This is a genomic window from Enterococcus sp. NBRC 3427, assembly GCF_007996925.1.
Lineage (GTDB): Bacteria > Bacillota > Bacilli > Lactobacillales > Enterococcaceae > Enterococcus_B > Enterococcus_B lactis.
The window spans coordinates 50,375-62,510 of record NZ_BJLL01000011.1 but is presented as its reverse complement, the minus strand read 5'-3'; the positions used below and the strand labels follow the sequence as shown (position 1 = coordinate 62,510).

General features: G+C 36.7%; 14 protein-coding genes. 2 read left to right on the top strand and 12 right to left on the bottom strand.

The features are described 5' to 3' along the window. Nucleotides 1–43: 43 nt before the first annotated feature. Together ESP02_RS04370 and ESP02_RS04365 are read right to left on the bottom strand one after the other, a co-directional pair. Entirely contained in the window at nucleotides 44–631 is a 588-nt protein-coding gene (locus tag ESP02_RS04370; RefSeq protein ID WP_002374658.1) for a hypothetical protein, read from the bottom strand. Nucleotides 632–1,155: 524 nt separating this feature from the next. Next, the gene (locus ESP02_RS04365; RefSeq protein WP_002293303.1) at nucleotides 1,156–1,356 is read right to left on the bottom strand and encodes a cold-shock protein; all 201 of its coding nucleotides are present in this window, start codon (nucleotides 1,354–1,356) and stop codon (nucleotides 1,156–1,158) included. A gap of 386 nt (nucleotides 1,357–1,742) precedes the next feature. Between ESP02_RS04365 and ESP02_RS13270 the strand changes: the two genes are divergently transcribed. Next, a complete protein-coding gene (locus tag ESP02_RS13270) occupies nucleotides 1,743–1,892 on the top strand; it encodes a hypothetical protein (protein WP_002296658.1) in 150 nt (49 codons plus the stop codon). A gap of 196 nt (nucleotides 1,893–2,088) precedes the next feature. Here the strand turns inward: ESP02_RS13270 and ESP02_RS04360 are convergent, their stop codons facing one another. Genes ESP02_RS04360 through gnd form a run of 10 tightly spaced genes read right to left on the bottom strand, consistent with a single transcriptional unit; the run spans nucleotide 2,089 to nucleotide 10,547 of the window. Beyond that, nucleotides 2,089–2,802, bottom strand: a complete 714-nt coding sequence (locus ESP02_RS04360; protein ID WP_002374653.1) for an HAD family phosphatase — start codon at nucleotides 2,800–2,802, stop codon at nucleotides 2,089–2,091. Continuing rightward, nucleotides 2,795–3,880 (bottom strand): mannonate dehydratase, encoded by a 1,086-nt coding sequence (gene uxuA / locus ESP02_RS04355; RefSeq protein WP_025478512.1) that lies wholly within the window; start codon nucleotides 3,878–3,880, stop codon nucleotides 2,795–2,797. Before uxuA ends, ESP02_RS04360 begins: the two co-directional genes overlap by 8 nt. A 16-nt stretch (nucleotides 3,881–3,896) precedes the next feature. Next, nucleotides 3,897–4,340, bottom strand: a complete 444-nt coding sequence (locus ESP02_RS04350; RefSeq protein ID WP_025478511.1) for a PTS sugar transporter subunit IIA — start codon at nucleotides 4,338–4,340, stop codon at nucleotides 3,897–3,899. 33 nt (nucleotides 4,341–4,373) lie between these two features. Next, the gene (locus tag ESP02_RS04345; protein ID WP_002374647.1) at nucleotides 4,374–5,240 is read right to left on the bottom strand and encodes a hypothetical protein; all 867 of its coding nucleotides are present in this window, start codon (nucleotides 5,238–5,240) and stop codon (nucleotides 4,374–4,376) included. 36 nt (nucleotides 5,241–5,276) lie between these two features. After that, entirely contained in the window at nucleotides 5,277–5,786 is a 510-nt protein-coding gene (locus ESP02_RS04340; RefSeq protein ID WP_002296648.1) for a PTS sugar transporter subunit IIB, read from the bottom strand. A 21-nt stretch (nucleotides 5,787–5,807) separates the two neighbouring features. Beyond that, nucleotides 5,808–6,665, bottom strand: a complete 858-nt coding sequence (locus ESP02_RS04335; protein WP_002374645.1) for a PTS system mannose/fructose/sorbose family transporter subunit IID — start codon at nucleotides 6,663–6,665, stop codon at nucleotides 5,808–5,810. A gap of 17 nt (nucleotides 6,666–6,682) precedes the next feature. Then, nucleotides 6,683–7,516, bottom strand: a complete 834-nt coding sequence (locus tag ESP02_RS04330; RefSeq protein ID WP_002374644.1) for a PTS sugar transporter subunit IIC — start codon at nucleotides 7,514–7,516, stop codon at nucleotides 6,683–6,685. A 13-nt stretch (nucleotides 7,517–7,529) separates the two neighbouring features. Next, complete coding sequence (locus tag ESP02_RS04325) at nucleotides 7,530–8,633, bottom strand: iron-containing alcohol dehydrogenase family protein (RefSeq protein ID WP_038398955.1); 1,104 nt, start codon at nucleotides 8,631–8,633, stop codon at nucleotides 7,530–7,532. Nucleotides 8,634–8,641: 8 nt separating this feature from the next. Next, a complete protein-coding gene (locus ESP02_RS04320; RefSeq protein ID WP_025478509.1) occupies nucleotides 8,642–9,643 on the bottom strand; it encodes a D-isomer specific 2-hydroxyacid dehydrogenase family protein in 1,002 nt (333 codons plus the stop codon). A 1-nt stretch (nucleotide 9,644) separates the two neighbouring features. Then, nucleotides 9,645–10,547: a phosphogluconate dehydrogenase (NAD(+)-dependent, decarboxylating) gene (gene gnd, locus ESP02_RS04315; RefSeq protein WP_025478508.1), complete on the bottom strand. Its 903-nt coding sequence runs from the start codon at nucleotides 10,545–10,547 to the stop codon at nucleotides 9,645–9,647. A 165-nt stretch (nucleotides 10,548–10,712) separates the two neighbouring features. On the opposite strand from gnd, the gene ESP02_RS04305 reads away from it, so the two are divergent. Next, on the top strand, nucleotides 10,713–11,561 hold the full coding sequence (locus tag ESP02_RS04305; RefSeq protein ID WP_002335083.1) for a MurR/RpiR family transcriptional regulator: 849 nt from the start codon (nucleotides 10,713–10,715) through the stop codon (nucleotides 11,559–11,561). Nucleotides 11,562–12,136: the final 575 nt, after the last annotated feature.

Sequence of the window (12,136 nt, the reverse complement as noted above, 5' to 3'; positions counted from 1 at the left end):
GCTCTGATATAACATGAAAAACTCTTCCCTCATCGAAAAAGACTTAACCACCGTAGGGTAAGCTCGAATGGTGCAAGTTGATTCTCAGGTTACCTTCGTCATCACGTATAAATCCGAAAGTATATTCTACTTTTGTTTCATCACCCGTTTCCCCAGAAGTAAAGTAATATTCTCCTGAAGCGAGTGCTGAATCCGTATCGATGATCGTTTCATGATTGTCGAAGCGGATGTCTGTCCAAGGCTCTAACGCAAAACCAGAATCTTCGCTGATATCACCGCCAACGAAATAAGAAAGTGCTTCTTCTTTTGTTGCCCTGAATGGTAACTCTGCAGCTTTAGTTGGTTTAAAAAGCACAGCACCTTCGTCGTATGCATACAATGTCTCGATGACTTCTTCTGCTTTTTCTGTTGCTTCCTCCATACCTTCTTCGCTTGCTGCACCGATATTTATGATTGCTTCTGCCCAGCGTTCCCGTGCTTCGTCTACTTCTGCTTCTGTGATCGTCTCAACTTTTACCTCTTCTGTCGTGTCTTCAGTTGTTTCTGTTGTTGATTCAGTTGCCGAATCGGTTGTAGAACAACCTGCCATTGCTAGTGTTAATGTTGATAGTAAAAATAGTTTTTTTATCATAAGATTATCCCCCCTGAAAACAGACTAAAATAATAACATTTCGTTTTTTTATTTTCAGATAAAGCTTAATAATTTCTAAATGTTCTTAAATTTTATTTAAAAACTCTTATAACTTTTATAATACATAACATAGTTATTTTTAAATAAAAAAATAAGTTAAACACACTTAAAATAAAAGGTATAATTTAAATAACTAAAATAAATTTAGTTATTTAACAAACAAAAAAACTCTTTAAAGCCTTACTATCATTAGGCTTTTTCGTTTTAATTCTCTTTAAATAATTATGCAAAAATAATAGTTGATCTGTTTTTTTATTTTTTTAATGATTAATACACAACTTTATGTAAAATACTTCTCCAAAATACCTATTGACAAACAAACATAGCTATGAAATGAAAAAATCAAAGGACGAAACAAAAAAGCACCAAGAAAAACATTCTTCCGTCTATTCAACGATCAATAAATTTCTTCGTACAAAAAAACCGTCTTTTCTTTCGAAAAGACGGTTAAAAGACAATTTTTATTAAGCTTTAACAATGTTTGTTGCTTGAGGGCCACGTTGACCATCTTCAACATCGTAAGACACTGCTTGGCCTTCTTCTAAAGTTTTGAAGCCGTCGCCTTGGATAGCTGAGAAATGTGCAAATACATCATTTCCATCTTCACCAGTGATGAAGCCAAAACCTTTGTCTGCGTTGAACCATTTTACTGTACCGTTATTCATAAATAAATTCCTCCTGATACGTATCAATGTACGTTTTTTCGTTGCAATAAATATTTGATAGGCAAAAGGAGTTTTATCTATGTAGATATATCGCTCAAATTACGTTTCAAAATAGATTACTTGTTTAATATATCATGCTTTTTCTAATAACACAAGAATAATGCAATGAAATATAAAATTTATTGTCTTCGAATCGATAAAAATGTTGGATAACCGCGTTTGATTCTCTTTTTGTTTTCTTGTTTATATGTTTTTATCGGCAACTATTTGACTTTAAAATTTCTTAACTATGAAAACCTTTCAATTGGTGGTATACTTATAAATGGAATTTCGTTATCAACGCGTTCGTTGCCTTTCAGCAAGTATTTAAAGAAAGGAGAATGACTATGACATTCTATAACAAAGATATACAATATCGAGTAACCTTGGATACAGATTTGAATCTCTTTGTCGTTTTTGACAAAGAAAATACCAATCATGTAGCAACAGGTGTTACGATCGAACAAGCAGTGCAAGAATTAAAAAAATCTGCATAAGGAGTGGAAACCCTCATATGGACGATTCTCGTTCTTCTCTTTAAACGCATCTACTGGATAATAACAGTGGGTGCGTTTTGTGTTTGCTCCAAATTTTTCAATACAAATCAAATAGATGCTACAAATTAAAAATTGCTTCTTTTTCATCACTCATCTAGGACCATAAATAAAGAGAACTAGAAACTAGTCCTCTTTATTAGAGATATAACCCTTTACTTTCTAAAAATCGTTTTGCTTGATGCAGGTCATAAAATTCATAGTCTGCTTTATCATGCTCATATAAACTTACATCTACTTTCAACTTATGCTTCCCATTATGATCGGGCAACCCTATCAAATGATCTTTGATGAGAAAAGACAAAATACCCGCTCGTCTTGCTGCTTCGATCCCTGCAATCGAGTCTTCAAATACAAGTGCTTCACTTGGAGGAATATTCATTTTTGAACAAGCTTTCAAAAAGATCTCTGGTTCCGGCTTCCCTTTTTTTACATCATCCCCTGAAATGATTTGATCAAACAAGGCATATAGATTTTCCATTTTTAAATACATTTCTACTTTTACCCGTGTATTAGACGAAGCCACGATTGTATGGATTCCTCTTTCTTTTGCAAAAGCTAAAATTTCTTTTGCTCCTTTTTTCGTATATACTCTCTTATCTTCTTTCACGATTTTTTCTTTATATTGATTGATTGCTTCTCGCCATTTGGTATATGGAACATCTTCTCCGTACAAATTGCCCATTTGTTCTCTTATAGCCGCTTCTGTCTGGCCAGTCAGTAAATAATAGACTTCCTTACGCATTTCATAATCATACTTTTGTGCTGATTTTACATAAGCACGATAAGCTAAACGTCCAGTTTCTAATAAAAGGCCATCCATATCAAAGATGAAGAGCTTGATTTTATTCATAATGCTCTCCCAGTGGTTTTTCCTTACTTATCGCCTCATATAGACCTTGCATGTAAGTGAGTCCCATTGCACGATCATACAGGCCATACCCAGGCATAGCCACTTCACCCCACACGGTTCTACCATGATCAGGGCGTATAGGACCGTCGAACCCTTCTTGCACCAACGCTTTCATAATATGATGCATATCAAGGGATCCTTCTGTAGAAGGATGTGCCGTTTCTTTGAACTTTCTTTCTCCTAAAAACTCCACGTTTCTAAAGTGGACAAAGTGGATGCGAGAACCTACCTCATGAATGATTTCAACTAAATCGTTTTCAGGATTTGCCCCTAAAGATCCTGTGCACAGCGTTAGTCCATTATATGGAGAATCTACTGCATTTAGAATTTTCTTCAAGTCGCCAAGATTTTTCGTCACTCTAGGAAAACCAAAAAGTTCCCATGGTGGATCATCTGGATGGATAGCCATTTTTACATCTGCTTTTTCGCATACAGGAATCACTTTTTCTAAAAAATAAGTCAGATTTTCAAATAATTCTTCTTCGGTCATTCCTTCATACAGTTTTTCCAGCTGAGCGAATTTTTTCAACCGTTCTTCTTCCCAACCTGGCAATTTGAATCCCTTTGACTGACTGTGTATCAATTGATACATCTCTCCTGGCTCCATCTGATCGACGATTTTTTGATCGTATAAAAGAGAATAGCTTCCATCGTTGTTTTCATTAAACAAATCAGTTTTCGCCCATCCAAAAATTGGTTTGAAGCTATAGCAAATCAATCGAACCCCACATCGAGACAAATTTTTGATTGTTTGTATATAGTTATCAATATAGTAATCTCGTTCATCTGTTCCTGCCTTGATTGCATCATGGACTGCGACACTTTCAATTCCAAGCAGTTCCAGTCCTTGGCTCTCAACAGATGCTTTCAACTCCTCAATTTCTGAAATCTCCCAAACATCTCCAGGCATTTTAGTCAGCAAAGTTCCAATTATCCCATTTATTCCCGGTATTTGGCGAACATATTTTAATGGGATCGAATCCCCTTTTTCACCATACCATCTAAATCCCCACTTCATCTTTTCAGCCTTCCTTCTAAAAATCGTCCTCATCTAAATTTTTTTCTTCCGCTGAAGCATGCCAAACAGTTAAATTATCTTTTCCTTGTTTGACAATTTGTTCCACCGCTTCTTCTATCGGTGTGTGAAGCATCTGATGATTGATTGCTTCTAACAACATTGGCAGATTCACGCCCCCTATGACATAAGTGGCTGCTTTCTTTTCTTCAGTCAGTTCATTGACTGCCAAGAGCGCTTGATTGTACGGACTTGCGCTAATTAGATCAACAAATACTAGCACGGGTTCTGCTGTGTTGATCATAGTTAATTTTTCTTTGACTTTCTCTCCGAATGTTTGGATGTCTTCCCCAGACTCTAAGCACACTGTTTCAATATGGCTTGATGTCCCGACAATTACTTCTGCCGCATCTTTCAGTCCTTCGCTCAACTTACCATGTGTAACGATCATGATTTCCAACATGAGTCTTCTCACTCCTTGTTTTGCACTTTTCAATTATAGAAAAAGAGCAATAATCTGGTTGGCATTTTGCCAATTAAATGTTTTCCCTCGTAAATCTGTTTTGGTCAAATAGAAAAACTGTGCTTGCTTTTTTCTTGCACTAAAAATATAATTGATATTTTTTTCTTTCAACTTATCAACTTTTTTTAGCCGCTGTTCTTCATTTGAAAAATAATATCCCGAAAACTGTAACGGTGTATCTGCCCCAACAGAGTCTAGATAAAAAAGAATGCCCTCTTTTTTCATACTCAATCTCACACTGTCCAAACCCTTTTTTCCATAACAGCCTTCATCAACAAACGCATACGCTACATTCGGATCATCGATCGTACGGATCATTTCCAGCATCGTTAATATGGATGAAGTATTTCGAATAAACGTTTGTCTGCTAGACCATCCGCGCGCTGCTTTTCCCAATAAGAAAAAGTAGCTCCCAAATGCTAGTACAGTGATACTTGTTTGTACGGATAGCAGATCGAATACGTGATGAGGATTTCCGTTATATATCATCATTCCCCACCAACCTAAACTGAACAACAAAATGAAGGACAATAATATAGAATAGATTGTTTTTTTCCGTTGGTCTTTCCAATCAAACATGAAATAACTTCCTAATGTATGAACGGGTGTATCGTAATAAGTACAGATAACTTTCTCTGCTTTTTCGATATCTCCAACATAAATATTTTTTGATCGGTAGGCTGGCGTATCGTAAGCAATGACTGTCACATCTGTTCTCATACTGTAAATATCTGATACCAACGCTGAAAGAAAACGCTGTTTACTCTTTTTTGTACGTCGCTTACGGTAAACATAGCGATAACGGAATTCCCAATCACGAAACAGCTCGTTCTTCTTCATTTTTCCGCCCTCTTTATCTTTTTTCTAAGCATTTGTTCATGACAAATCAAACTTGTTCAATACATCTTTTAATCCTGTTTTAGGTGCAGATGGAGTGGCTTGAAAATAAATATTCTTTACGCCATATTGTTCATTCATTTCTTTCAATTTTTCAGCATCTGATTTATTTAAATAAACAGATTTCGTCACTAAAAGATCTGTATCAGGATTTTTTTGAGCAATCCCTCCGATATTCAATTCTTCCATGGGGATTCCGTGTTTTACTAAGTCGTAAATCGTTTGGACTGTTTTTGCGATCAAAATACAATTGTACTCTTTAAATTGATATTCATCCCAATAGAATTTAGCTTTCTCTGGTGTAATGACAATTGTTTTTTGTCCTGTACGGCTTCCTGCATTTTTGTAAAGATCTCTCATAAATTTATCTTTTGCTACAACTTCGTCTACAACAAAAATGGAATTCACTCCACTTTTTTGAGATAACGTTACCATTACTTGTCCATGGATCAAACGCTCATCCACACGCGCTAAATTGACTACACCCATCTTATTCACATTCCCTTCTTTTTATAAAATACCGATTCCTGCTAGCACAATTAATATTCCTGTCAGCCATAATAATGCTTGTGTGACTTTCAAACCTTTTTTCGTATAGAACAAGTACACACCCATTACGACAGCTAAAGGTAATATTCCTGGCACGATTTGATCAAGAATTTCCTGGATAACAAACTCACGTCCGGAAATTGCAAATTTCAATGAAGATTCTACTTTTACATAGTTTCCCGCAAGCACCCCCATCATAAATAATCCTAAAACTGATAGCATTTCAATCGCTGTCTGAACACCAGTGTTTTGCATCAGGCCTGTAGCATTACGGCCCATAGTGAAAGCTTGTCTTGCAAAAAATACCCCTAGTAAAACCTGATACAACCCAAAGCAGATAAAAGGAAAAAGTGCGCCTAAAGGACTTCCCTGTTGTGCCCAAGGTACCGCGATCGCAATAAAAATATATTGGACGGTTCCTGAATCGATTGCATCTCCGATTCCTGCTAGTGCCCCCATCAATCCCGCTTTCGTGTTATACATCAAGTCATCCTGCATCAGAATCTCTTTCTCTTCATACTCTTCTTCTGCTCTTTGCTGTTCCATAGAAGACATTAGGCCAGTGATCACACCGCCGCCCCAGCTTAATTGAGTGTTGAAGAACAGTAACTGGCGTTTATACGCTGCTTTTAAAGCGTCTTCATCTTTATAAAGTTTTTTCAAGATTGGCATCATTCCGTATAGTAGTGATGGCGCCAAGTAACGTTCAAAAGAGTGAGGAATTTCGTTTGCAAAATGCCATCTCAGATATGCTTTTGTTACATCTTTTTTCGTGATTTCTTCAGGAGCACCTGTTTGATTATCCATTATTTCAGCCATTTCCCATTCCTCCTAAATTAAAATCCGTCATCATAATCATCTTCGTCATCAAAAGATGCTGAATTGTTATTGCTTGTAGCAAGCTGTACTTGTTTCCCTTTTTGCGACTGGACAAAGATCAAAGCGATAATAATCCCAAAAATGGCATAAGTAACCATCGTAATATCTAAAGATTTCAAAACAACACTCATAAAATAAGCAAGGAAGAAAAAGACCAGATAATCTTTTCGACCGATAACGTATACAGTTGTCGCGATACCGATTGCCGCTAACCCTCCACCTACTACTTCAAGAATGTGGATAACAACTGTTCCCTCTAAAGCTTTGATTACATCAGCAATCAATGGTGCCCCTAAATATAAAGCAACGAAAACAAGCGGAACGAATAATAAAAATGAGGCAACCGTTGGATAAAGAATAATTGATCGGGCCATAGCTTTTGTATTCAAATCTTCTACAGCTTTATCTGTATATTTACCTAAAAAAGTATTGATGAAAAAACGAAACTGATACAAGTAACTTCCGAGCAATCCGACTGGCACCGCAACAGCAATCGCTGCTTCTGGTGACAGATCCCCTAATAATGCGACTGGTACTGCGATAGCTGCTGCAATGGAAGGTTCAGCTGGCATCGATCCTCCTGGAGAAAAAACCCCCATATAAATCATTTGCAGAGCAGCTGTAACGATCATTGCTTGTGCAACTTCCCCCATGATCAACCCGACGACTAATCCAGTCATCAAAGGAGAAAAACGTAAGGTCAACGTGGCTCCTCCACCTAACCAGCGGGACATGACCGCGGCTACCCATAAAGCAATTAACAAACTTTGTACTACACTTAATGTTTCCATGTGTCCTCCTCCTTCAGATTTTTCTGATATAACCTTCCAGTTCCATCATTGACTGTATCAATGATTTCTTTGTCACCTCTATAGGAATCAAATGCACTTTCTCTTTCGAATCAATAAATTCAGCCATTTTATCTATTATTTGTTTATCTTTCGGAAATAATCCCATTTGTTCTAGAGAAACCGGCAGTTCTAATTCCTGATACAAAGGATATAACTCGTCTATTTTTTCCCAACGACCTTCTAGTGCCAATTGGTAGAAAATTCCATACGCCACTTTTTCTCCATGTAGAAAACGATGGCTTTCCGGAATATATTTACTGATAGCGTCATGCATAGCATGTGCTGCCGCATTTCTTGCGTATTTATCTCCTAATCCTCCAACTAAACCAGCAACAGCAAAGATAATCTCTGAAAGCTGTTTGAACTCCGATGTCAGTTTTCTTTGTGCCATATCTTGGATTGCTTTAGCAGAATGATTCAAAATCTCTTCTTTGCAGATCTTCGCAGTATCTTGTGCTAGCTTCAAAAATGATTCATCTTGCAAAAAATCTTGTTCTAAGATGAGCTCAGATTCATACCATTTGGCAAGTGTATCTGCTAACCCGGCAATGAAATATGGAACAGGGGAATCAATCACTAATTGGGGATCTGTTATAAAAAAAGCAGCTTGTCTGTAAAAGTGTTCTGTTTTCCCTTCTGCTTGTCCATTCTCCTTATACATGACAGCAAGTGGTGTCCAAGGAGCGCAATTACTAGCTAAAGTAGGTATGACGCCAAAATTGATTTTTGCAAGGTTTGCGCTATACCCCACTAGATCGGTCAGTTTTCCTCCGCCAACGCCAACCAAGAAATCGATTTCATTTCCTTTGATGATTGTAGCTATTCGTCTGGCTTCAGCGTAACTACATTCTCCAGAATAACGATGATAAAAAAATTGAATCGTTTCGTCATTCAAAAATACTAATTTAGGTAGCGCCTTTTCCCATGATACCGTTCCATGGGTAATCAATACTCTTTTTGCACCGTATGATTCTAAGAGATCAGAAACTTTTGAAATGCCACCTTCTTCATATAAATAAAATTGAGGACCCGTTTTCACTTTTAACCCGTTCACCATTTTCTTCATCATCCTTTTATATAATCACTCTCTGTCTGGACAGAACGTTCAGGAAGAAGATGCTGACTGATCTGTTCTACATCTCTGACACATTTTTCACCCATTGCTTCTAAACATTCCCTTGTGTAGGCCGATATATGTGGCGTAATCACTACTTGTTCAAACGCTAAATACGGATGATCTTGACGTCCCGGTTCTTCTTCTAAAACATCTGTGGCATATCCTGCGATCTTTCCGCTTTTCAGACCATTAATCATCGCTTCTTCATCAACTAGAGCGCCTCTTGCACTATTAGATAGATAAACATTTTCTTTCATCTGATCGACTTCTTTAGCAGAAATCATGTGATAGTTCTCTTCTGTCAAATTCGCACATAAACAAATGATATCTGAATGTTCCAGTAATTCTTGAAGTTCTACTTTTTTTGCACCAAAGCTTTCGATGTATAAATCTGATTTGTAAGGATCATAAGCTAGAACATCACAGCGAAAACCGTTACGCAAAATTTCGATTACTCCGCTGCCGGTATTTCCTGCACCAATCACACCAACTGTTTTGTTAAACAGCGTCCTACCGACGAACTCCGCCCGATCTTCCCATCGATCGTCCTTGACTCTTGCTTGTGCTTGTGTCGTGCGTCGAAGCATGGACAACAAATTAGTTATATTATTTTCTGCTACAGCATTTCGTTCAACTAAAGCAGGTATGATAGATACGATTGTCTGGTGTTCTTTTGCTGCTTTTAAATCAATATTGTTGTAACCAATACCATGTCGGGAAATCAATAGCAATTCATCTTTGTTTTCGAAAAAATCTCGTCGAAAAAATGGCGTAACACTTGCAATAATGATATTGAATCCTTTAAGTAACTCCGCTAATTCTTTTCCTGGAATCTCTTGATCAACAGTAAAGAAATGAACGTCTCCAACCGACTTTAATCTTTCCAAGTGGTGTGGAAAAACTTTCCCGAAACTGCTGGAATTAACGATTGCTATATGATAATCTGGCATTTTACTCACCCTTTTCAACTATTTCATGTCCGCCAAACCCATTTCTTAGTGCTGAAACTACTTTTGCTGAAAAACTATCTTCTTCCTGTGAAAGATTCCTCATGAACAAACTAGTTGCAATTACTGGAACTGGAACAGCCATTTCTAGCGCTGTTTCAACCGTCCATTTCGCTTCACCTGATGCAGAAACGATTCCCCGATAATTACTTAAATTGGGATGTTCTTTTAACTGATCTTCCATGATTTTCATCAGCCAGCCGCGAATCACCGAACCATGATTCCAAACACGTGCGACTTGTTCCAAGTCAAAAGCATACTCACTTTTTTGTACAAGTTGGAATCCTTCACCGATTGCTTGCATCATTCCATATTCGATTCCATTATGGATCATTTTCAAGAAGTGTCCGCTTCCGGATGCACCAGCATACAGATACCCTCTTTCAATTGCTACATCTTTGAATAATTGTTCCACGGATAGAAAAGTTTCTTTATCTCCTCCAATCATTAAGCAGGCTTGATGTCGTGCTCCTTCGATTCCCCCAGAAGTCCCGCAATCCAAGTAACCGATTTCATTTTTCTGAAACTCTTCTGCTCGACGGATTGAATCTTTATAATAAGAGTTTCCGCCTTCAATAACAATGTCTCCTGGTCCGAGTTTTGGAAAAAGTTTTCTTAACATGTTTTCGGTTATCTCTCCAGCAGGAAGCATTAACCAGATGATTTTTTTCTGCTCAAAAGTAGCTAGAAATTCAGAGATCTCTTGATAAGCAGAAACGCCACTTTCTCTTGCCAGACTAACAGCTGTACTTGAAATGTCGAGTCCTTGTACTTTGTGATGGTGCTCTTTTAAGTTTAAAGCTAAATTCAATCCCATTTTTCCCAAACCAATTACACCAATTTCCATGATAGCGCCTCCATTTCTTATACCCTCATTATACAAAAAAATATTTTTTTGTAAATATATTTTACAAAAATATTTTTTGTTTGATTTTTTCCTGCTCTCCTTGTATCTTTAACATTAATGAGAACGGAAAAAATGATAATCTTATTATGAAAAGGAGGAATTCTCATGAGCGTCTCCATAAGACTACAAATCAAAACAATGTACAACGACTTCAGCCCAAAAGAACAGGCTATCGCCGATTATATTTTAGAAAATCCTAGCAAAGTAAGTCATAGTCCGATCAGCAATTTAGCAAGTGAACTGGGCATTGCTGACTCTACTTTTTTTCAATTTACAAAAAAACTTGGTTATAATGGATTTAAAGATTTTAAAATGGCCATGTTGATCCAAGAAAATGATCTATCTGCTATTTCAATCCACGAAAATATTCAGAAAACGGATACTGAGCTCACTATGGCGCAAAAAGTGTTCGAGTCCAGTATTTCCACTTTAAATGACACAAAAAGGTTATTACAACAAAAAGATCTAAAAAAAGCAGCTACTATTATCAATGAATCTAAACGTGTCTATTTTTTCGGTGTTGGTGGTTCAGAGATTGTAGCAACTGACGCCTACCATAAATTTTTGCGTTCCCCTATCGCGACTTCTCACAGTACGGATTACCATATTCAGTTGATGGAAGCTTCTTTATTGACGGAAAAAGACTGTGCTGTTTTGATTTCTCACACAGGGCAATCAAAAGAAACAATCCATATTGCTGAAACCGTCAGAAAAACTGGAGCAAAAACAATTGTTATTACTAGCCAAGCTAATTCTTCCCTTGCTAAACTTGGCGATGTCGTTTTTATTTCTATTTCTGAAGAAACAGAATTCCGATCTGAAGCATTAGCTTCCCGTATTTCGCAACTAAGTATTTTAGACTCTCTATATGTAATCTTGATGTTTTATAATGAAAAAGAATCACGTCGTTCTATCGCTAAAGTTCGTCATACGATTTCTGAAATCAAGAAATAGCACCATAACAGAAAAAGTAAAAAAATCCATTAAAACCTAAAAAGCCATTACCAAATATTTGGTAGTGGCTTTTCGGGTTCTGTAAGGGTGGTACAGAACATCAATAGTCGGTGGGTTAGAACATATGTTATCACATCTTTGGAGAAGGTTGTATTGGTATTATTCGAGTGACTTATTAGATGCGATAACAAGGATAGTATACAGCAGCGAAAAATTTATTTTTTCTTTTTTTTATTAGTTTTGTTTCTTATTTTCTAAAAAATAAAAATAAATCTTTGATGAATCAAGCATTCTCTTGACAAAACTGGCTTTCGAATACATATTAGGTTATCGTTTGTAATTTTATTTCACAGTTGTTATGATTGTTATGTAAAATAAAAAAGTTTAGGATACATCGAATTTTTGGGGAAATTCTTTTGGGGGTATCCTAAACCTTTTCTATTAGTTTCTCATATTTTTCATTATTGGTCTAGACATATACTAATGAACTTTCTATCTATATGATGGATGAATCCTCTTTGACTTATCGTGAGATATCTTTGTTTCAAGCTTACTCATGATTGATAGATGGTAGT

What these genes read in the sequence shown, in the direction of transcription:
- ESP02_RS04370 (WP_002374658.1), bottom strand. Translation starts at nt 631, where the DNA reads ATGATAAAAAAACTATTTTTACTATCAACATTAACACTAGCAATGGCA.
- ESP02_RS04365 (WP_002293303.1), bottom strand. Translation starts at nt 1,356, where the DNA reads ATGAATAACGGTACAGTAAAATGGTTCAACGCAGACAAAGGTTTTGGC.
- ESP02_RS13270 (WP_002296658.1), top strand. Translation starts at nt 1,743, where the DNA reads ATGACATTCTATAACAAAGATATACAATATCGAGTAACCTTGGATACA.
- ESP02_RS04360 (WP_002374653.1), bottom strand. Translation starts at nt 2,802, where the DNA reads ATGAATAAAATCAAGCTCTTCATCTTTGATATGGATGGCCTTTTATTA.
- uxuA (WP_025478512.1), bottom strand. Translation starts at nt 3,880, where the DNA reads ATGAAGTGGGGATTTAGATGGTATGGTGAAAAAGGGGATTCGATCCCA.
- ESP02_RS04350 (WP_025478511.1), bottom strand. Translation starts at nt 4,340, where the DNA reads ATGTTGGAAATCATGATCGTTACACATGGTAAGTTGAGCGAAGGACTG.
- ESP02_RS04345 (WP_002374647.1), bottom strand. Translation starts at nt 5,240, where the DNA reads ATGAAGAAGAACGAGCTGTTTCGTGATTGGGAATTCCGTTATCGCTAT.
- ESP02_RS04340 (WP_002296648.1), bottom strand. Translation starts at nt 5,786, where the DNA reads ATGGGTGTAGTCAATTTAGCGCGTGTGGATGAGCGTTTGATCCATGGA.
- ESP02_RS04335 (WP_002374645.1), bottom strand. Translation starts at nt 6,665, where the DNA reads ATGGCTGAAATAATGGATAATCAAACAGGTGCTCCTGAAGAAATCACG.
- ESP02_RS04330 (WP_002374644.1), bottom strand. Translation starts at nt 7,516, where the DNA reads ATGGAAACATTAAGTGTAGTACAAAGTTTGTTAATTGCTTTATGGGTA.
- ESP02_RS04325 (WP_038398955.1), bottom strand. Translation starts at nt 8,633, where the DNA reads ATGGTGAACGGGTTAAAAGTGAAAACGGGTCCTCAATTTTATTTATAT.
- ESP02_RS04320 (WP_025478509.1), bottom strand. Translation starts at nt 9,643, where the DNA reads ATGCCAGATTATCATATAGCAATCGTTAATTCCAGCAGTTTCGGGAAA.
- gnd (WP_025478508.1), bottom strand. Translation starts at nt 10,547, where the DNA reads ATGGAAATTGGTGTAATTGGTTTGGGAAAAATGGGATTGAATTTAGCT.
- ESP02_RS04305 (WP_002335083.1), top strand. Translation starts at nt 10,713, where the DNA reads ATGAGCGTCTCCATAAGACTACAAATCAAAACAATGTACAACGACTTC.